This is a genomic window from Pseudorhizobium xiangyangii, from assembly GCF_020531965.1.
In the GTDB taxonomy this organism is placed as follows: domain Bacteria; phylum Pseudomonadota; class Alphaproteobacteria; order Rhizobiales; family Rhizobiaceae; genus Neorhizobium; species Neorhizobium xiangyangii.
On sequence record NZ_JAJAWH010000002.1, the window covers coordinates 95,032 to 113,878 of the forward strand.

General features: G+C 63.0%; 17 protein-coding genes. 7 read left to right on the forward strand and 10 right to left on the reverse strand.

The features are described 5' to 3' along the window. Window positions 1-11: 11 nt before the first annotated feature. From xdhB to LH464_RS01870, 3 genes are read right to left on the reverse strand one after another with little or no spacing between them, the layout of a single operon-like run. Window positions 12-2,348: a xanthine dehydrogenase molybdopterin binding subunit gene (gene xdhB / locus LH464_RS01860; RefSeq protein WP_226784659.1), complete on the reverse strand. Its 2,337-nt coding sequence runs from the start codon at window positions 2,346-2,348 to the stop codon at window positions 12-14. A gap of 1 nt (window position 2,349) precedes the next feature. Continuing rightward, complete coding sequence (gene xdhA, locus LH464_RS01865; RefSeq protein WP_226784660.1) at window positions 2,350-3,822, reverse strand: xanthine dehydrogenase small subunit; 1,473 nt, start codon at window positions 3,820-3,822, stop codon at window positions 2,350-2,352. Between the two features lie 14 nt (window positions 3,823-3,836). Beyond that, the gene (locus tag LH464_RS01870; RefSeq protein ID WP_226784661.1) at window positions 3,837-4,613 is read right to left on the reverse strand and encodes a 3-hydroxybutyrate dehydrogenase; all 777 of its coding nucleotides are present in this window, start codon (window positions 4,611-4,613) and stop codon (window positions 3,837-3,839) included. 192 nt (window positions 4,614-4,805) lie between these two features. Here LH464_RS01870 and LH464_RS01875 point away from each other — a divergent pair, with 192 nt between their 5' ends. Next, on the forward strand, window positions 4,806-5,366 hold the full coding sequence (locus tag LH464_RS01875; RefSeq protein ID WP_226784662.1) for a MarR family winged helix-turn-helix transcriptional regulator: 561 nt from the start codon (window positions 4,806-4,808) through the stop codon (window positions 5,364-5,366). A gap of 6 nt (window positions 5,367-5,372) precedes the next feature. On the opposite strand, the gene LH464_RS01880 is transcribed toward LH464_RS01875, so the two are convergent. Then, on the reverse strand, window positions 5,373-5,777 hold the full coding sequence (locus LH464_RS01880) for a hypothetical protein (protein WP_226784663.1): 405 nt from the start codon (window positions 5,775-5,777) through the stop codon (window positions 5,373-5,375). 239 nt (window positions 5,778-6,016) lie between these two features. Between LH464_RS01880 and LH464_RS01885 the strand changes: the two genes are divergently transcribed. The 3 genes from LH464_RS01885 to LH464_RS01895 all read left to right on the forward strand — a co-directional run bounded on the left by LH464_RS01885 (window position 6,017) and on the right by LH464_RS01895 (window position 10,454). Beyond that, on the forward strand, window positions 6,017-7,429 hold the full coding sequence (locus tag LH464_RS01885; RefSeq protein WP_226784664.1) for a DUF1254 domain-containing protein: 1,413 nt from the start codon (window positions 6,017-6,019) through the stop codon (window positions 7,427-7,429). 30 nt (window positions 7,430-7,459) lie between these two features. After that, on the forward strand, window positions 7,460-8,488 hold the full coding sequence (locus tag LH464_RS01890) for a DUF1254 domain-containing protein (protein ID WP_226784665.1): 1,029 nt from the start codon (window positions 7,460-7,462) through the stop codon (window positions 8,486-8,488). Between the two features lie 295 nt (window positions 8,489-8,783). Further along, complete coding sequence (locus tag LH464_RS01895) at window positions 8,784-10,454, forward strand: arylsulfatase (protein WP_226784666.1); 1,671 nt, start codon at window positions 8,784-8,786, stop codon at window positions 10,452-10,454. A 64-nt stretch (window positions 10,455-10,518) separates the two neighbouring features. Here the strand turns inward: LH464_RS01895 and LH464_RS01900 are convergent, their stop codons facing one another. Both LH464_RS01900 and LH464_RS01905 read right to left on the reverse strand, forming a co-directional pair. Then, window positions 10,519-12,204 carry a PQQ-dependent sugar dehydrogenase gene (locus LH464_RS01900; protein WP_226784667.1) on the reverse strand — a complete coding sequence of 562 codons (1,686 nt, stop codon included), beginning with the start codon at window positions 12,202-12,204 and terminating at the stop codon, window positions 10,519-10,521. After that, window positions 12,201-12,647 (reverse strand): DUF2231 domain-containing protein, encoded by a 447-nt coding sequence (locus LH464_RS01905; protein WP_226784668.1) that lies wholly within the window; start codon window positions 12,645-12,647, stop codon window positions 12,201-12,203. The genes LH464_RS01900 and LH464_RS01905 overlap by 4 nt, the downstream gene beginning before the upstream one ends. Window positions 12,648-12,846: 199 nt before the next feature. Between LH464_RS01905 and glpK the strand changes: the two genes are divergently transcribed. Beyond that, the gene (gene glpK, locus LH464_RS01910) at window positions 12,847-14,340 is read left to right on the forward strand and encodes a glycerol kinase GlpK (RefSeq protein ID WP_226784669.1); all 1,494 of its coding nucleotides are present in this window, start codon (window positions 12,847-12,849) and stop codon (window positions 14,338-14,340) included. Between the two features lie 19 nt (window positions 14,341-14,359). Here the strand turns inward: glpK and LH464_RS01915 are convergent, their stop codons facing one another. From LH464_RS01915 to LH464_RS01930, 4 genes are all read right to left on the reverse strand, one after another. Beyond that, window positions 14,360-14,935, reverse strand: a complete 576-nt coding sequence (locus LH464_RS01915; RefSeq protein WP_226784670.1) for an SH3 domain-containing protein — start codon at window positions 14,933-14,935, stop codon at window positions 14,360-14,362. A gap of 40 nt (window positions 14,936-14,975) precedes the next feature. Beyond that, the gene (locus tag LH464_RS01920) at window positions 14,976-15,467 is read right to left on the reverse strand and encodes an invasion associated locus B family protein (RefSeq protein WP_226784671.1); all 492 of its coding nucleotides are present in this window, start codon (window positions 15,465-15,467) and stop codon (window positions 14,976-14,978) included. 249 nt (window positions 15,468-15,716) lie between these two features. Continuing rightward, window positions 15,717-16,145: a VOC family protein gene (locus LH464_RS01925; RefSeq protein WP_226784672.1), complete on the reverse strand. Its 429-nt coding sequence runs from the start codon at window positions 16,143-16,145 to the stop codon at window positions 15,717-15,719. A gap of 151 nt (window positions 16,146-16,296) precedes the next feature. After that, window positions 16,297-17,001 (reverse strand): glutathione S-transferase N-terminal domain-containing protein, encoded by a 705-nt coding sequence (locus LH464_RS01930; protein ID WP_226784673.1) that lies wholly within the window; start codon window positions 16,999-17,001, stop codon window positions 16,297-16,299. 140 nt (window positions 17,002-17,141) lie between these two features. Here LH464_RS01930 and LH464_RS01935 point away from each other — a divergent pair, with 140 nt between their 5' ends. Then, window positions 17,142-17,516: a YciI family protein gene (locus LH464_RS01935; protein WP_226784674.1), complete on the forward strand. Its 375-nt coding sequence runs from the start codon at window positions 17,142-17,144 to the stop codon at window positions 17,514-17,516. After that, a complete protein-coding gene (locus LH464_RS01940) occupies window positions 17,513-18,757 on the forward strand; it encodes an RNA polymerase sigma factor (RefSeq protein ID WP_226784675.1) in 1,245 nt (414 codons plus the stop codon). The genes LH464_RS01935 and LH464_RS01940 overlap by 4 nt, the downstream gene beginning before the upstream one ends. Window positions 18,758-18,847 lie beyond the last annotated feature (90 nt).

An 18,847-nucleotide genomic window follows, 5' to 3' on the forward strand; every position in this document is an offset into this window, starting at 1 on the left:
CGGAGTTCATCTCACATCGCCTTCAGCCGCTCGACCGCCATCAGCACCCGCTCCGGGGTCGCCGGGGCGTCGAGCTTCGGGCAGACGCGATAGTCGGCGATGCTCGCCACCGCCATGGAGATCGCCTCCAGAACTGAAATCGCCAGCATGAAGGGCGGCTCGCCCACCGCCTTCGAGCGGCCGATCGTCGGCTCGGCATTCTCCGACCATTCCGCAAGCTTGACGTTGAAGACCTTCGGACGGTCGGAGGCCAGCGGGATCTTGTAGGTCGAGGGCGCATGGGTTCTCAGGCGCCCCTTGTCGTCCCACCACAATTCTTCGGTCGTCAGCCAGCCCATGCCCTGCACGAAGCCGCCTTCCACCTGGCCGATGTCGATCGCCGGGTTCAGCGACTTGCCGACGTCGTGCAGGATGTCGGTGCGCTCCACCATGTATTCGCCGGTCAGCGTGTCGATCACCACTTCCGAGACAGCGGCGCCATAGGCGAAATAGTAGAAGGGCGTGCCGCGTCCGGCCGTGCGGTCCCAGTGGATCTTGGGCGTCTTGTAGAAGCCCGTAGCCGAAAGCTGCACCCGGTCGTAGTAGGCGGCCCGGACCAGCGTGTCGAAAGGCACGATTTCCGTGCCGACCCGCACCCGGTTGGGCAGGAACTCGATGTCGTCGCGGGAAACAGTCCACTGGCGCATGGCGAAATCGATCAGCCGGTCCTTGATCTGGCGGGCGGCATCATAGGCGGCCATGCCGTTCAGGTCCGTGCCGGAGGAGGCGGCCGTTGCCGAGGTATTCGGCACCTTGCCCGTCGTCGTGGCGGTGATCTTCACCCTCTCGATGTCGACGTTGAACGTGTCGGCCACAACCTGAGCCACCTTGGTGTAGAGGCCCTGGCCCATTTCTGTGCCGCCGTGGTTCAGGTGGATCGAGCCGTCCTGATAGATATGCACGAGCGCGCCCGCCTGATTGTAGGCGGTCATGGTGAAGGAGATGCCGAACTTGACCGGCGTCAGCGCGATGCCCCGCCGGATGACCGGACTGTTCTCATTGAATTCGAGGATCGCCTGCCGGCGCGCCTGGTAGTCGGACGAAGCCTCGAGTTCCTCCACCACGCGGGCGATGACATTGTCCTCGACCTCCTGGTGATACGGGGTCAGCGTGCGCCCGGAACCCTGCTGTCCGTAGAAATTCAGCTTGCGGATTTCGAGAGGGTCCTTGCCGACCGCGTAGGCGATTTCCTCGATCATGCGCTCGGCGCCGAGCATGCCCTGCGGCCCGCCGAAACCGCGAAATGCGGTGTTGGAGACGGTATGCGTCTTGAGCGGCATCGAGGTCAGGTTCACATGCGGATAGAAGTAGCTGGAATCCGCGTGGAAAAGGGCGCGATCGGTCACCGGGCCGGACAGGTCGGCGCAGTAGCCGCAACGCGCCGCATAGGTTGCGTCGAGCGCATGGATGCGGCCTTCCTCATCGAACGCCACGTCGTAGTCGACAAGGAAATCGTGTCTCTTACCGGTGGCAATCATGTCCTCGTCGCGGTCGGGGCGGAATTTCACCGCCCGGCCGAGCTTCTTCGCAGCCACCGCCGCAAGGCATGCAAACTGGTTGCTCTGGGTCTCCTTGCCGCCGAAGCCGCCACCCATGCGGCGTGTCTTCACCTCTACCGCATGGTTCGCGATGCCCAGCACATGCGCCACCATGTGCTGCACCTCGCTCGGGTGCTGGGTCGACGACCAGACGGTGATGTCTTCGTCTTCGCCGGGAATGGCGAGCGCGATATGGCTTTCGAGGTAGAAGTGCTCCTGGCCGCCGATCTCCATCCGGCCCTGCAGCCTGAACGGCGCCTTGTCGATCTCGGTTTCCGGTTCGCCCCGCTTCAGCACCATCGGCTGGATCACCAGCGGTGCGCCGTTCTCAAGTGCGCCGGCGATATCCGTCCAGTGGGGGAGGTCGCGGTATTCCACCTTGGCCAGCCGTGCGGCGCGGCGCGCCTGGTCGCGCGTCTGCGCAATCACCGCGAAGATCGGCTGCCCGTGAAACTCCACTTTCGTGGTCGCCAGCAGCGGCTCGTCGTGCTGGCCGGTGGAGGCGACGTCGTTGAAGCCGGGAATGTCTTCGCCGGTGATCACCCAGACGACGCCGGGTGCCACTTTTACCGCATCGAGGTCGAGCGAGACGATTTCCGCATGCGCACGGTCGGCCATGCCCAGCGCCGCGTGCAGCGTATCGGCAGGCTCGCGGATGTCGTCGATATATTCGGCGGTGCCGGTGACATGCTTGTGGGCGGAATCGTGCTTCAGCGCGGCATGCATCGGGCCGTTGATCGTGTTCTTCGGTTCGAAGGTCGACTTGTCCATATCACGCTTCCTCCAGTTCGAAGCGCTGCAGTTCTTGCGGTGCGCCCGCCGTTTCCAGGAAGAAGCGGGTGAGCAGGTTCTTCGCCGTGAGGCTGCGGTATTCGGCGCTCGCCCGCCAGTCGGTGAGCGGCTTGTAGTCCTGATCGAAAAGGTCGCGCACGGCCGAGACGGCGCCCCAACTCCAGACCTGGTCGAGAAGTGCCTTCTCCACATGCCTCGCCCGCTTCGGCGTTGCCGCCATGCCGCCGAAGGCGATACGGATGTCGTCCACCCGGCCTTCCGCGTCGAGTTCGAGATGGAAGGCGCCGCAGAGCGCCGAAATGTCCTCGTCTCGGCGCTTGGAGATCTTGTAGACGGCAAAATATCCCATGTCCGTCGGTCGCGGCACGAAGACCTTCTCGACGAACTCGCCGGCGATGCGGTCCTGTTTGCCGTAGGCGAGGAAATAGTCCTCGAGTGCGATTGTCCGCTTGCCGCTATGGGAGCGCAGCGTTAGCTCGGCACCCAGCGCGATCAGCGGCGGCGGCATGTCGCCAATCGGTGACCCGTTGGCAATATTGCCGCCGATCGTTCCCATGTTGCGCACCTGGCCGCCGCCGATGCGGTCGATCAGGTTGCCCAGCGACGGCAGTTCCAGTGCCAGAACGTCGAATGCCTGGGTGTAGGTAACGCCGGCGCCGATGGTGATGCCCTTGTCGTCGGCGGTGATGGTCTGCAGTTCGGGCAGGTGGTTGATGAAGACGACCGGATCGAGCCGGCGCATCTGCTTCGTCACCCACAGGCCGACATCCGTCGAACCCGCGACGATCGTTGCCTTTGGCTCGTCCGCAAGGAAATCGGCGAAATCCCTGAGGTTCGCCGGAATAATCGAACGGGCGCCGTCTCCTGTGACCACGATCGTCTCCGGATGCGAGCGAAGCTCCCAAAGCCTTGCGGCAATCTCGGTGCGGTCGCGCTCCAGCGGGTCGAACAGCGTGCTCGGCCGCGCCTGTGTCACCTGCTCGGCGGCCTTCACGATCGGCTCATAGCCGGTGCAGCGACAGAGATTGCCTTGCAATGCGCTTTCGATGTCGGCCCGCGACGGCGCCTCGGTCGAGAGCCACAGCCCGTAGAGCGACATGACGAATCCCGGCGTGCAGAAGCCGCATTGCGAACCGTGCTGGTCGACCATGGCCTGCTGCACCGGATGCAGTGTGCCGTCCCTGGCGGCCAGATGCTCGACCGTCACCACGTGGGTGCCGTGCAGCGAGCCCAGCAAGCGGATGCAGGCATTGACGGTCTCATACCAAAGCGCGCCGTTGACGAGGCGCCCGACGAGCACCGTGCAGGCACCGCAATCTCCCTCCGCACAGCCCTCCTTGGTGCCTGTCAGCCGGCGCTTGAGGCGCAGGTAGTCGAGCAGCGTTTCCGTCGGGCCGAAGCCGCCCAACGAGACATCCTCGCCGTTGAGGATGAAGCGGATCGCGTCTGTCATGCGGTTTGTTCTCTTTATTGGGCGGTCCAGCCGCCATCGATCGAAATATGTGTTCCCGTGATCTGCCGCGCCGCATCGCTCGCCAGGAAGACGGCGGTGGCCGCGACCTCCTCGATGGCAACGAACTCCTTGGTCGCCTGCAGCCGCAGCATCACGTCTGTCTTCACCTCGTCCTCCGAGATGCCACGCTCACGCGCCGTGTCGGGTATCTGCTTTTCCACGAGCGGCGTCAGTACGTAACCGGGGCAAATCGCGTTGACGGTAATCCCGAATTCGGCAAGTTCCAAGGCTGCTGTTTTCGTCAGTCCTAAAATACCGTGCTTGGCCGCCACATAGGCTGCCTTGAACGGCGAGGCAACGAGCGCGTGGGCCGACGCGATGTTGATGATGCGGCCCTTGCCGGTCTCTTTCATCAGCGGAATGGCGAGGCGCATCGTGTGGAAGGAACTGGTGAGGTTGATGGCGATGATCTGGTCCCACTTTTCGGGCGGGAAGTCCTCGATCTTCGCGACATGCTGGACGCCGGCATTGTTGACGAGCACGTCCACCGAACCAAAGGTCCGGTTTGCCGTATTGATCAGGTCGGCGATCTCGTCGGGCTTGGTCATGTCAGCGGCGTGGTAGATCACCCGGGCATTGCCCGCGGCTTCCATTTCGCGCCGTTCCGCCTCGATCTCGTCTGGCTTGCCAAACCCGTTGATGACGACGTTCGATCCCTCCGCCGCAAACGCCTTGGCGATGCCGAGCCCGATCCCGCTGGTGGAGCCGGTAACGACGACGGTTCTGGACATGCCCGCTCTCCCTATCCGCGGCGTTCTTGTGCGCCGCAGTGATTTGTCAGGTTATGCTCAAATGCGGGCGGCTGGCAATCGGGGGTGGGAGGGGTTCCTGTCGCCACCGACTTTGCCTTCCTGTCGAGATACCTTGCCCGGCGACGGGGACGGTGTATGTTTCCGGCGGGATGACGGAAGCGAGGGTGCAGAATGGCGGGCATCGAGAAAACCATGACGGCAGAGGCATCCGGAACGGATGCAGTGCTTGAGGATCATGTCGATAGGCTGCGCAGCCAGTGGGCGCGTGAATTGCCGGACCTCGACACGGAGCCGATGGCGATCCTCGGGCGGGCCAAACGCCTGTCCAACCTCGTCGCCCCGAGCATCGAGAAGACCTTCGAGGACTTCGGTCTCGATCGCGGCGAGTTCGACGTGATCGCCACCCTGCGCCGGTCAGGGCCTCCGTTCCGGCTGACGCCGACGGAAATCTATACGACGCTTATGCTGTCCTCGGGCGGGCTTACCCATCGGCTGGACCGGCTCGTAAAAGCCGGTCTCATCCGCCGCGAGAAGTCGGAGAGTGACGGCCGCAGCCTGCTTGTGGCGTTGACGCCGAACGGCATCGCGCTGGCGGAAAAGGCCTTTTGCGTCGATATGGCGAATGAACTCGAGTTCCTGAAGGATCTGAATGTCAGGGAGCGTGAGACCCTGGCCAATCTCCTGCGCAAGCTCGTGCAGAGCATCGAAGGACGGGCGAACGGGGCCGATTAGAGGGTCTTAATCGGGTGAAGCCAGGCACGGATCGAGCAGAATATGCTTCGCATCCTGGATACGCATGGCCCCGCGCACCGTCACCACGTCACCGATCCGCATGCCGTTGTCCGAGTAGGTGACGCACAATACCCTGATCCCGGGTTCATCGCAGATGCCGACGTACCAGAGGACCTTGTCCGTATCCACGATCGTCACCGGGCCCGACGCCCACAAGTCTATGCGCTCGGAGACCGGCGGGTTGAAGTCCCGGATCGTTTTCGCAAGATCACGACAGCCAATCGTCTCTTCCGGCGTGCCTTCAGGATAGGCGAGCCCAGGCCTGCCCGGGTACGGGTTCTCCTGGCAGGTGGCTGCGGAAGCGGTGAGGATCACGGCCGCAAGGGCGGAGAGGGAGGATTTCATCATCATGCAGACCTTCTCCTAATGCCCGCGGATGCGGCATCGTCGGGACTGGTTGATATTGGTCGGCGCCGGCACAAGGCAAACGATGAAAAGTTCGATCTGTCCCAAGAATTTCTAGGGCATTCACCATTTTCAGGGCATTCACCGGCGCGAGCGACAGCCTCGGCTACCTCCAGTGGTGTATCTTGTGAATTCGCCAATCAGGCGTACCATCCCCATCGTCATGCGCGCAGGGAGGATGTGTCATGAAGCTGACGAAGCGAGAATTCGCCAAGGGGCTGGTTCTGGCGGCGGGGGTTGCGGGCTTCTGCCCGGCGACGCTTCGAGCTGCGGAGATCTCAGAGGCCGAGGCGCGTGTCATAGCCAAGGAAGCCTATATCTACGGCTTTCCGATGGTGGATAGCTACCGCATCCAGCACGCCTATTTCGTCGATCCCAAAAACCCGGAATACAAAGGCCCCTGGAACGAGCTGGTGAATATTCCGCGCGTCTATACGCCGGCCGACACGGCGGTCCAGACGCCCAATTCGGATACGCCTTACTCGATGCTCGGGTTGGACTTGCGCGCCGAGCCGATGGTGCTGACGGTGCCGCCTATCGAAAAGGATCGCTATTTCAGCATCCAGCTGATCGATGCCTATACATTCAATTTCGATTACATCGGCAGCCGCGCGACCGGCAACGACGGAGGCAGCTTCCTCATCGCCGGGCCGGGCTGGAAAGGCGAGACGCCCGTGGGTGTCAAAAAGGTCATCAGGTCGGAAACCGAGCTGGCGCTAGCTGCCTATCGCACGCAGCTTTTCAACCCGGACGACCTCGAGAATGTGAAGAAGATCCAGGCGGGATACCGGGCGGAACCGCTATCCAGGTTTCTCGGCCAGCCGGCGCCGGAAGCCGCGCCCGCCATCGATTTCATCACGCCGCTGACAGCGGAGGAGGAGAAGACCTCGCTCGAGTTCTTCAACGTCCTGAACTTCCTCCTGCAATATGCGCCGACCAACCCGTCCGAAACCGAACTGATGGCCCGTTTCGCCAGGATCGGGGTCGGCGCGGGGAAGAATTTCGACGCCAGCACGCTCTCGCCCGGGATGAAGAGTGCTATCGAGCAGGGGATTGCCGATGCCTGGGTCGATCTCGATGCCTTGCGCAAGCGCACCGACGCGGGCGACGTGACCTCAGGCGACATGTTCGGCACACGCGAGTACTTGCAGAACAACTACCTCTATCGCATGGCCGCCGCCGCGCTCGGTATTTACGGCAACTCCAAGCAGGAGGCGATGTATCCCATCTATGCCATTGATTCCGATGGGAAGAAACTCGACGGTGCCAACAGGTACACCATACATTTCGCGGCTGACGATCTGCCCCCGGTCAACGCGTTCTGGTCGCTGACCATGTACAACCTGCCGCAGAGCCTGCTCGTCGCCAACCCGATCGATCGCTACCTGCTGAATTCGCCGATGCTGCCGCAGTTCGTGAGGGACGTGGATGGCGGCCTGACGTTCTACGTCCAGAACGAAGCCCCGCCCAAGGACAAGGAACCCAACTGGCTGCCCGCGCCGGAAGGCCCCTTCGTCATTGCCATGCGTCTCTACTGGCCGAAGCCGGAAGCGCTCGACGGCACATGGAAGCAGCCGCCGATCACGAAAGCAGGATGAGACAACCCACTCGCCAAACGGAGAATGCCTATGCTCAGGATACTATCCGTCGCGGCCGCTGCATTGGCCGTCGTTGCATTGCAAACCGCTGTGGTTCGGGCTGCTGACGCAGTGCCGGTCACGGCTGAAACGTTCCCGCGCGCAGAAACCGATCTCTATTTCAGTCGTACCGTCAAGGACGGGGGCTTCGGCAAATTCCTGCATCACCGTGAGCCTTCAAAAATTGAAGAACAGGCCGTCATTCGGCTGAACCGGGACACGCTCTATTCGGCAGCCGTCTTTGATCTCGATGCCGGCCCGGTGACGATCACGCTGCCCGATGCGGCGGGACGCTTCATGTCCATGCAGGTGATCAACCAGGACCAGTATACTCAGGAGGTTACCTATGCGCCCGGTCCGCACCTTCTTTCAAAAGAGAAGGTCGGAACGCGTTACGTGCTGGTGGGCATCCGGACGCTCGTCGATCCGAATGCACAGGAGGACGTGGCCGTGGTTCATGGCTTGCAGGACGCGATAAGGTCGGACCAGCCAGGGGGACCGGGCAAGTTCGAAGTGCCGCAGTGGGATCAGGCCAGCCAGGCGGAAATACGCAAGGCACTCCTCGTTCTGGCGGGTACGCTTCCCGACACGAAGGGCATGTTCGGCAGAAAGGAAGAGGTGGACCCGGTCCGGCGGCTGATCGGTTCGGCGTCGGCCTGGGGCGGAAATCCGGAAAAGGAGGCGCTTTATCTGAACGTCGTGCCGCCTGAGAACGATGGCAAGGCGGTCTACAGGCTCTCCGCCAAGGACGTTCCTGTCGACGGTTTCTGGTCCATCAGCCTCTACAACGAACAGGGCTACTACGAGAAGAATGCGCTTGGTGCCTATAACGTCAACAATATCACCGCGAAGAAGGCGCAGGACGGGTCGGTGAACGTTCAATTCGGCGGGTGCGACGAGACGGTGGAAAATTGCCTGCCGATCATGAGAGGCTGGAACTACATGGTCCGGCTATACCGACCGAAGGCCGAGATTCTTGACGGCAGCTGGTCCTTCCCAGAGGCGACGCTGGTGAAGTGACGAGGCGTTCTACAGACAGCAGGACCACGAACGGCTTCGTTCAAGCCCGCTAGCGGTCCTGCCTGTTCTGTTGGGTGCGCCTGATGAAGTCGAGCATGAGCGATGCGCCGGCCGGCGCGTCCGTTTCCAGCCGCAATTGACCTCCTGAATGCGGCCCGCCGAGTCGCGGGGAATGCGCCCGCAAATTTACAGTTGCGTACTTACGCTACCGGCATTTTTCCCATCATCTGATCGTTCGCACTGCATTTCATGGTCGAGCAACCGTGCTTCGCACGAGGTTTGATGGGAGGAGTTCATGATGGCTTGCGATGACCGAACGGACGCGCCCGAGGGCGTAACACGACGCAACCTACTCATAGGATCAACAGCGCTTGCGGCGGGCGCCGCCGCAGTGGCGAATGTTGCTTATGCTCAGGCACAGCCTCAGGCGCAGGCCCCCACCGGGACACCGGCTCCGGCGCCTTCCGCCGCCAAGCCGAATATCCTTGTCATCTGGGGCGATGACATCGGCACATGGAACATCAGCCACAACAACCGTGGCATGATGGGATACATGACGCCCAACATCGACCGAATAGCGGAGGAAGGTCTCGCCTTCACCGACTATTATGCGCAGCAGAGCTGCACGGCCGGGCGTGCGGCCTTCATAGGCGGCAACGTGCCGGTGCGCACGGGCATGACGAAGGTGGGCCTGCCGGGTGCGCCTCAGGGCTGGCAGAAGACCGATGTGACGATGGCGACGGTCCTGAAGAGCCAGGGCTATGCCACGGGCCAGTTCGGCAAGAACCATCAGGGCGACAGGGACGAGCATCTTCCGACGATGCACGGCTTCGATGAATTCCTGGGCAACCTCTACCATCTGAATGCCGAGGAAGAGCCGGAGAACCGCGACTACCCCAGGGACCGCAAGATGCCGGACGGCAAGACGTTCGTCGAACAGTTCGGTCCGCGTGGCGTTCTTCACAGCTGGGCCAACGAAGACGGGAGCCAGAAGATCGAGAATACCGGGCCCCTGACGAAGAAGCGCATGGAGACGATAGACGATGAGACCATGGCCGCGGCCAAGGATTTCATCACCCGGCAGCATCAGGCGGGCAAGCCGTTCTTCGTCTGGTGGAACGGCACACGGATGCATTTCAGGACGCATGTGAGGGAGCAGCATACCGGCCTGGCCGGCCCGAGCGGCGACGAATACCACGATGGCATGGTCGAGCACGACATGCATGTCGGCGAACTGCTTGCACTGCTCGACGAGCTGGGCATCGCCAACGACACGGTGGTGATGTACTCCACCGACAACGGTCCCCACTACAACACCTGGCCCGATGCCGGGACGACGCCCTTCCGCAGCGAGAAGAATTCGAACTGGGAGGGAGCCTATCGCGTGCCGACCTTCGCACGGTGGCCGGGACGGTTCCCGGCGGGCAAGACGCTGAACGGCATCGTTGCGCACGAAGACTGGCTTCCGACCTTCTCTGCAATTGCCGGAGAGCCGGATATCAAGACGAAGCTTGCAAACACCATCGAATTGAACGGCCGCTCATACCGAAACTATATCGATGGCCACAATCAGCTCGATTACCTTTCAGGCAAGGTGGAGGAATCGCCGCGGCACGAGTTCTGGTACGTCAACGACGACGGACAGGTCGTTGCCGCCCGCTACGACGATTGGAAAGTTGTGTTCCTCGAAAACCGGGGCGAGGCTTTCGGCGTCTGGCGCGAGCCGTTCATCGAGTTGCGGACCCCGCTGCTTTTCCATCTCCGGCGGGATCCGTTCGAGAAGGCGCAGCACAATTCCAACACCTATAACGACTGGTTTCTCGAACGCGTCTTCGTGATCGTCCCGATCCAGGCTCTGGCGGCGCAATTCCTGCAGACGATGAAGGATTATCCGCCGAGCCAGACGCCCGGCTCGTTCAATCTGAGCAAGATCGAAGCGTCACTGCGTGCAGCGGGTGGTGGCTAGCGTCGATTATGGAAGCGCACCCCGGCGGATTGGTATGCCGGGGTGATGCCGTGTCGTACCTTCATCAGTCGCCGGGTGCGGGGCCAGTTGCCGGTCCTGTTGCCGGGTTCTGGGGCGGTTCGGTCGCGGGAACCTCACCCTGCGGCGGTGTCGGCGAGGTCACGCCTCCTGGGACCGCGGGTGCCGGGGCCTGTTCGGCCGGCTGGCCTGCCGGCTGTTCGCCCGCCGGTGCGGGGGGCGTTGTGGCGGCAGGCGGTTCGGTCGCGGTAGCAGGTTCAGCGGCAGGGGCAGGCGCAGCTCCACCTGCGCCGCCAGGTGCCGGTGGAGTCGCAGTTGCCGGGGCAGGAGCAGCCGTTGCGCCACCCACGCCCGCAGGCATCTGATCCGTCGCGATCGGCTCGGGGATCACCGTGCCGTCGGCTGACGCCACGCGCCAGACGGTGTTGCCCGCGTCGTCGGCGATGAGCAGTGCGCCGGTGCCGTCGATGCCGACGCCGACCGGGCGACCGCGGGCCTTGTCTCCGCTTAGAAAGTCCGTCACCACATCCTGCGCCACGCCGGATGGCTTGCCGTTTTCAAACGGTACGTAGATCACCTTGTAGCCGTTGAACTGGTTGCGGTTCCAGCTGCCGTGCTCGCCGACGAAGGCGCCGCTGCGGTACTGTTCCGGCAGGGCGGAGTTCTTGGAGAAGGTGAGGCCGAGGGCGGCGACATGACTGGAGAGCGCATAGTCGGGAACGACCGCCTTCTCCACCATGTCCGGTCGCGGCGGGTGCAGCCGCGCATCGACATGGTTGCCGAAATAGCTCCACGGCCAACCATAGAAGGCACCGTCCTTCACCGAGGTCATGTAATCGGGCACGAGATTGGGGCCGAGTTCGTCACGCTCGTTGATGACGGCCCAGAGTTCGCCGGTATCCGGGTTGAACGTCAGGCCGTTCGGGTTGCGAAGCCCGGAGGCGAAGATGCGGGAAGCACCGGTCTCGCGGTCCACCTCCCAGATCGCGGCTCGCCCCCTTTCGGCCTCCAGGCCGCGTTCGCCGGCGTTCGAATTGGAACCCACCGAGGCATACAGGAAGCGGCCGTCCGGGCTGAGTGCCAGGTCCTTGGTCCAGTGGTGGTTGATAGGCCCGCTGAGCAGATCGGTGATCAGGCGGGGTTCCTCGGTGATCGCGTTCCCACCGAGCGGATAGGGGTAGGCGAGAATGGAATCGGCGGCCGCGACATAGAGCGTGTCGTCGATCCAGGCCACGCCGAAGGGGGAATCGAGCTTGGTCAGAAGGTCATGGCGTTCGTCCACCTCGCCGTCGCGGTTGGTGTCGCGAAGCAGGGTTATGAGGTTGCTCTCCTTCTGTTCGCCGCCCCCGCCGCCATGGGCGATCGACATGATCCAGCTGCGGATGAAATCCTTCGGCCGCTCGGTTGGCCTGCCTTCCGGCGCCTTGCCCTGCACCACCAGAACATCGCCGTTCGGCAGGGTGTGGACGGTGCGCGGATTGGCAAGCTCGGTGGCATAGGGGGTGATGGTCAGGCCTTCGGGCACGGTCGGCGTCTCGCCGTCGGCCCAGCCGACCACTTCCGCCACCTTCAGGTCGGGCAGAAGTTCGGTCACCGGCTCCGGCAGGACCGGATCGGCTCCGATCTGCTGAGATACGTCGAAGTTATCCGGGGCTTCGTTGTTGCAGCCGGCAAGGGCAACGACGAGCAGGGAAACCGAGGCGAGGGCGGTGGTGCGGGAAAAGCGGCTCATCGTTCTACACTCCAGATCACGCGGGACCGTCCGCGCGCAGCGAGCAGGACGGTGAAGATCGCCAGGATGACGGTGATGGTGGATAGAAGAATTCCCATCGGGACGATCGCCGTCCAGCCATCCCCGGCATGGACGAAGCTGTTGAGGACGCCGAAGGCCAGCATGACGATGTAGCCGAGCGCAGCTCCCCAGCCGGGACCCCATATGCGGGTCGAACGGCGCAGCATGTCGATCGCGCCGGCCAGCAGTCCGATCCCTCCGAAGACGAGGCCGGCAAACAGCAGCCATGCGGAAAAATTGTGCCACATCATGAACGAGGTGCGCCAATACGCGATGTCGGTCAGCAATGTCAGCGTGAAGCAGACGAAAGCAAACGGCACGAAGAACGTCCGAAGGGGAAAACCCGCCCTTCCGGACGTCGTGGTCGAATAGGTCGTGGTCATGGCGGCGCCTCGGCTGCGAGAGTGTCAGACACCACTTTTACGGATGAGGGCGGATTTTGTTCCAAGGGGGTCAACTGATCGCGCCGGCGGGCAGCTGTTGAGCAGACGGATTTGCCGCGCCGCCGCTACCACCCGTTGACACCGCTTTGCCGCATCTGCTCAAACCTTTCCCTGAAGACTGGCGTGACGGGAGGAACGGATGGCAGGATATGTTTTGGCGATCGACCAGGGCACCACGTCGACGCGGGCGATCGTCTTCGACGAGGACATGAAGGTCGTGGGCGTCGGCCAGAAGGAATTCACGCAGTTCTTTCCCAAATCCGGCTGGGTCGAGCACGACCCGGAGGAAATCTGGGGCACGGTCGTTCTCACCATCCGCCAGGCGATCCGCAAGGCGGGCATCAGTGCGTCCGAGATCGCCGCAATCGGCATCACAAACCAGCGGGAAACGGTGGTGGTGTGGGAACGGGAGACCGGCCAGGCCATCCACAATGCCATCGTCTGGCAGGACCGGCGCACTGCAAGCTATTGCGAGAAGCTGAAGCGGCAGGAGCTGGAAAAGACGTTCAGGCGCAAGACCGGCCTGCTGCTCGATCCCTATTTCTCCGGCACCAAGCTTTCCTGGGTGCTTGCCAACGTGAAAGGCGCGCGCGCGCGCGCCGCCAAGGGGCAGCTCTGCTTCGGCACAATCGACACCTATCTGATCTGGCGGCTGACAGGCGGAAGGAGCTTCGTTACCGACGCCACCAATGCCTCGCGCACGCTGATGTACAATATCAGCGAGAACCGCTGGGACGAGGAACTGCTCGAAATCCTGCGCGTACCTTCGGCCATGCTGCCTGAGGTGAAGGATTGCGCCGACGATTTCGGCGTCACGGAAGAGCGGTTGTTCGGCGCCGCCATTCCGATCCTCGGCGTGGCGGGCGACCAGCATGCGGCGACGATTGGCCAGGCCTGTTTCGCGCCCGGCATGATCAAGTCCACCTACGGCACCGGCTGCTTCGCCGTGCTCAATACCGGCGCCGACATGGTGCTCTCGAAGAACCGTCTGCTGACGACCATCGCCTATCGCCTGAATGGCGAAACCACCTATGCGCTGGAGGGCTCGATCTTCATTGCCGGTGCCGCGGTGCAGTGGCTGCGCGACGGCCTTGGCATCATCCGCAAGGCCGAGCAGACCGGCGAACTCGCCGACAGTGCCGATCCCGAGCAGAACGTCTATCTCGTGCCGGCCTTTACCGGGCTCGGCGCGCCGCACTGGGACGCGGAAGCGCGTGGCGCGATCTTCGGCCTGACGCGCAATACCGGCCCGGCCGAACTGTCACGCGCAGCGCTGGAAGCCGTCTGCTACCAGACGCGCGATCTTCTCGACGCCATGCACAAGGACTGGAAGAGCGACGGCAAGCAGACCGTGCTGCGCGTCGATGGCGGCATGGTTGCCTCCGACTGGACGATGCAGCGGCTGGCCGACCTTCTGGATGCTCCGGTCGATCGCCCGACGATCCTTGAAACCACAGCACTCGGAGCGGCATGGCTTGCCGGGTCGAGGGCGGGGGTCTGGCCGGATCAAAAGGAATTCGCCCGCCGCTGGGCACGCGAGCGGTGCTTCGAACCAAAGATGGACGAGAAGGTCCGCGCCGCCAAGATCCGCGGCTGGAAGGATGCCGTCAGAAGGACGCTGAGCACCACCTGACGGTCATAACCCGACAAGGCTATTCGAATCGCTCGCCGGGATAGACGCCCCAGAGCGAAGACTGGTCGAGATAGCCGTCGAGGCCGTTTCGCTGAAGATGCACAGCGCACCAGGTGCCGTCGCACCGGCCCACATGCATCATCACCTTGGGTGAGAGCTGTGCGGCAACCCGGCCGTTCGACGAGGCGGTGCGCCTGAGCGCAACGGGCTCGTCAAGCCAGGGGCCGACGATCGCGGTGCGGTCGCCGGAGAGCAGCGCGCCGGACATCCAGCCGGTCACCCCGTCGACATCCCGAACGCGGCGCCAGTTGCCGTATTCCTCGGTGATCTCGAACGGCATGCCCTGGTGGGTATAGACCCACTTGGTGGCATAGTCGGTGGAGGGGCCGATGCGCATGCGGGCACGGTTGGATTTCAGCGAGACGAAGCGCGGCACCGGATAGCCGGTCTCGCGTCCCTTGCGGAAGCCGGCGGCGAGTTCTGCCTGCTGCGCCACCACAGGTTCTGCCGGCAGGAATGCCGGCAGAAAGGAGAAGGCAAGGCCGCAAGCCATGATCCTGGCTGCGGACCATCGCCCGGTATGCTTTCCTGTCATGAGCCTGCAGGTTCCCTGGCAGCGTAACTGCAGTCAGGCATCAATTGCACTTCTGCACTTCCTGAAGCGCTGCGGTGACGCCCTTCAGGGAATAGGCGTAGCTCGTCTGGGTGCCCCGTTGCGAGGTGGCTTCCACCACCATCTGGCTGCCTGCCCTCATGGCCTTCACCATTTCCGGCTCGGTGGCTTGGTTCTTCACCCAGGCGGCATTGTCCTTGGGCAGCATGCTGAACGACTTGTCATCCACCTTGACTGCGACTTCGCTGTCCTGCTTCAGGCCGTATCCCATGATCGCCTGTGGCGCATAGGACGAGCCTTGCGGTGCGACGATTAGGAAATTGTCCCCGTGGTTGACATTGCTTGGCTGCTGATTGACCGGCACCGAAAGGGCGTAGCAATTCTTCTGGCCGTCCTGGGTATAGGCGTAGACGCCCCAGGCATCGAATTGCTTGACCCGTGCCGGTTGTGCGACGGCAACTGCGGCCGATCCGAGGGTGAGCGAAAGAGCAAAGCAGCACGTCCGAGTGAACATTATGCCTCCATCTGATTTCTTTGCGGTGGGTTTCGAGGCCGCGAGGGCCATCCGTGATGAGGCCTTTAATACGGGCGCGGACGGTTACCGGGAAGTTAATATCTGTGCCGAAACGGTGCCGACAGTGGTCACAAAGGGGTGAATTCGGATTGATTTGCGTGGTTTTCGGGTCGTTCCCGGTCGGTGTCGATCATTCGTGAAAACGGCGACGACACGATGTCGCCGCCGGATAAACAGCAATATCGAGAGCTACTTGACCGGCTCGTTCATCGCCCAGAGCACACCGAACGGATCGCGCAGCTGGCCGTAGCGGTCGCCCCAGAACATCACCTCAAGGTCGGTGACGACCGTCATGCCGGCATCGACGGCGCGCTTCCACCAGAAGTCTATGCCCTCGACCGGCAGCGTGATTGTGAAGGCCTGCGGCTTTTCCAGCGGATAGCCGTAGTCGGGATAGGCGTCGCTCATCATCAGCGACGATCCGTTGATATAGATATGGACATGCATCGTCCGCCCCTGTTCGTCCGGCGGATGGGCGCCGGCCAGCTCGGCACCGAAGGCCTGTTTGTAGAACTCGGCGGCCTTCATCGCACCGTCGATCTGCAGATAGGCGACGATGCCGCCCTTGACCGGTGCGGCCTGCTGCTGCGCGCTGTTCTGTTCGACTGTCGTTTCCATCAATCCCTCCATCGCTGTTTTGCCCGCCTCTCGCGGGAATGGCTCAAGGACGAACGGGGAGAGCGGCAACCGACAGGGAGGCGGAATTTTTTTCTGCCCGCGTCGTGTCGACGTTGTCGACCGCGCCCGTCGTTGCTCAAGGGACGTCTCCTCAGGGCCTTGCCGGAATGCCCAGGCCGCGTTCCACCGCGGGACGGGCAAGGCCGCGCTCCAACCATTTCGGCACGTTCGTCAACTCCTTGTAGTTCACCAGGTCGGCAGCCTCATAGAAGCCGATCAGGTTGCGCACCCAGCCGAGCATGGAAATGTCAGCAATCGTGTATTCGCCACCCATCACCCATTCCCGGTCTTCCAGGCGGGTCTCCAGCACGCGGATGAGGCGGGCGCTCTCCTTGGCGTAGCGGTCCCGCGGGCGCTTGTCCTCATAATCCCTGCCGGCGAATTTGTGGAAGAAACCGAGCTGGCCGAACATCGGCCCGAGCCCGCCCATCTGGAACATCACCCACTGGATCGTCTCGTAGCGCCTGGCCGGATCGGCGGGCAGGAACTTGCCGGTCTTTTCCGCGAGATAGATCAGGATCGCGCCGCTTTCGAAGAGCGCGAGCGGTTTGCCGCCCGGGCCATCCGGATCGAGGATGGACGGGATCTTGCCGTTCGGGTTGAGCGACAGGTATTCCGGTCCCCAGGTCTCGTTCTCGCCGATGTTGATGAAGTGCGGCTCGTAGGGCAGGCCGGTCTCCTCCAGCATGATCGATACCTTCACGCCGTTCGGCGTCGGCGTGGAATAGAGCTGCAGGATGCTCGGGTTCTCCGCAGGCCAGCGCCGGGTGATCGGAAAGGTGGAGAGATCGGCCATGATGTTTCCTCGCTGTGGTATCGGGCGGTGAACTATAGAGCGGCCGGGCGCCGGCGCCAGTCGTGCGAGGTTCAGTTTTTCTGATGCGTCATGTCGGCCGGCGCGCTACTCCTTCGTCTTCAATGGAGAAGGAGAACAGAATGCTTTACGCCATCCTTTGCTACGCCAACGAAGAGACCGTCTTCGCCTGGTCCAAGGAGGAGGAAGCGGCGGTGATGGGCCGTCTCAATGCCGTGCAGGAACCGCTCGCCAGGGCAGGCAAGCTCGGCCCGACCGGCCGCCTGATGCCGACGACGGCCGCCACCACCGTGCGCAAGGGCAAGGATGAGCCGCTCGTCATCGATGGCCCGTTCGCCGAGACGAAGGAGGCCTTGCTCGGTTTCTACACCATCGACGTCGAGACGCTGGACGAGGCGATCGCCTTCTCCAAGGAGCTTTCGGCTGTCAATCCGGGCTCCACGTCCTATGAAATCCGGCCATTCTACGTCTTCCATCCGAAAGGTTCGCCCGCATGAAGGATCTCGCCTGGATCGACCTGGCGCTTACTGCGGCACGGCCGCAGGCCATGGGAGCGCTCCTACGCTATTTCCGTGACCTCGATACGGCCGAGGAGGCCTTTCAGGAAGCCTGCCTGAGGGCCATCCGCACCTGGCCGGACAAGGGCCCGCCGCGCGATCCGACCGCCTGGCTGATCTTTGTCGGTCGCAATAGCGGGGTCGATCAGATCCGCAGGACGGCGCGTAACACCGCGCTGCCGGACGAGGAGGTGCTTTCCGACCTGTCCGATGCGGAGGCCGACATGGCCGAGCGGCTGGACGGCTCGCATTACCGCGACGACATCCTGCGGCTGATGTTCATCTGCTGCCATCCGGACCTGCCGGCGACGCAGCAGATCGCCTTGGCGCTCAGGATCGTCTCGGGCATCAGCGTCGCGCAGATCGCCCGTGCCTTCCTGGTCTCCGAAAGCGCCATGGAGCAGCGCATCACGCGGGCAAAGGCGCGGGTGGCGAAAGCCGGGTTGCCCTTCGAGGCGCCGGGTGCGGTCGAACGGACCGAACGGCTTGGGCCGGTCGCGGCGATGATCTATCTCGTCTTCAACGAAGGTTACTCCGCCGGCGCCACCAATGCCGATATCGCCGCCCTCTGCGGGGAGGCGATACGACTTGCGCGACTGCTGCTGCGGATCTTCCCGGGCGAACCGGAGATCATGGGGCTGGCCGCGCTGATGCTCCTGCAGCATTCGAGGCGCGACACCCGTTACGATGCCGCCGGCCAGATCGTTCTTCTCGAAGAGCAGGACCGCAGCCTGTGGGACCGCCGGCAGATCGAGGAGGCGCTGGCGCTTCTCGACAAGGCGATCCGCCATCGCCAGCCCGGACCCTATCAGGTGCAGGCGGCCATAGCAGCGCTTCATGCGCGGGCCGCCAAAGCCGAGGACACGGACTGGTCCGAGATCGAACTGCTTTATCAGCTTCTGGAGCGGCTCAACCCGTCGCCGGTCGTTTCGCTCAACCGGGTCGTCGCCATCTCCAAGGTTCGCGGTGCGTCCGAGGCGCTGTCCATGCTGGAACCGCTCGGCGAAGCGCTCGACGGATACTTCTATTTCCATGGCGTGAAGGGCGCGCTTCTCGGCCAGACCGGCGATACGAAAGAAGCGCGCGAAGCGTTTGGCCGCGCCATCGCGCTCGCCCGTTCGCCGGCGGAGGCGGCCCATATCCGCCACGAGCTCGACCGGCTGGGCGAAAGCGGTGCGTGAATCAGCGCTTGCAACCGGAGTGCGGCGTGATCCGACAGAACTGTCGAGGCGCCGTGCGGGAAATGATCGGGAATAAAATTATCCCTCGTG

Coding starts and splice junctions, on each gene's coding strand:
- xdhB (WP_226784659.1), bottom strand. CDS start 2,348: ATGGACAAGTCGACCTTCGAACCGAAGAACACGATCAACGGCCCGATG.
- xdhA (WP_226784660.1), bottom strand. CDS start 3,822: ATGACAGACGCGATCCGCTTCATCCTCAACGGCGAGGATGTCTCGTTG.
- LH464_RS01870 (WP_226784661.1), bottom strand. CDS start 4,613: ATGTCCAGAACCGTCGTCGTTACCGGCTCCACCAGCGGGATCGGGCTC.
- LH464_RS01875 (WP_226784662.1), top strand. CDS start 4,806: ATGGCGGGCATCGAGAAAACCATGACGGCAGAGGCATCCGGAACGGAT.
- LH464_RS01880 (WP_226784663.1), bottom strand. CDS start 5,777: ATGATGATGAAATCCTCCCTCTCCGCCCTTGCGGCCGTGATCCTCACC.
- LH464_RS01885 (WP_226784664.1), top strand. CDS start 6,017: ATGAAGCTGACGAAGCGAGAATTCGCCAAGGGGCTGGTTCTGGCGGCG.
- LH464_RS01890 (WP_226784665.1), top strand. CDS start 7,460: ATGCTCAGGATACTATCCGTCGCGGCCGCTGCATTGGCCGTCGTTGCA.
- LH464_RS01895 (WP_226784666.1), top strand. CDS start 8,784: ATGATGGCTTGCGATGACCGAACGGACGCGCCCGAGGGCGTAACACGA.
- LH464_RS01900 (WP_226784667.1), bottom strand. CDS start 12,204: ATGAGCCGCTTTTCCCGCACCACCGCCCTCGCCTCGGTTTCCCTGCTC.
- LH464_RS01905 (WP_226784668.1), bottom strand. CDS start 12,647: ATGACCACGACCTATTCGACCACGACGTCCGGAAGGGCGGGTTTTCCC.
- glpK (WP_226784669.1), top strand. CDS start 12,847: ATGGCAGGATATGTTTTGGCGATCGACCAGGGCACCACGTCGACGCGG.
- LH464_RS01915 (WP_226784670.1), bottom strand. CDS start 14,935: ATGACAGGAAAGCATACCGGGCGATGGTCCGCAGCCAGGATCATGGCT.
- LH464_RS01920 (WP_226784671.1), bottom strand. CDS start 15,467: ATGTTCACTCGGACGTGCTGCTTTGCTCTTTCGCTCACCCTCGGATCG.
- LH464_RS01925 (WP_226784672.1), bottom strand. CDS start 16,145: ATGGAAACGACAGTCGAACAGAACAGCGCGCAGCAGCAGGCCGCACCG.
- LH464_RS01930 (WP_226784673.1), bottom strand. CDS start 17,001: ATGGCCGATCTCTCCACCTTTCCGATCACCCGGCGCTGGCCTGCGGAG.
- LH464_RS01935 (WP_226784674.1), top strand. CDS start 17,142: ATGCTTTACGCCATCCTTTGCTACGCCAACGAAGAGACCGTCTTCGCC.
- LH464_RS01940 (WP_226784675.1), top strand. CDS start 17,513: ATGAAGGATCTCGCCTGGATCGACCTGGCGCTTACTGCGGCACGGCCG.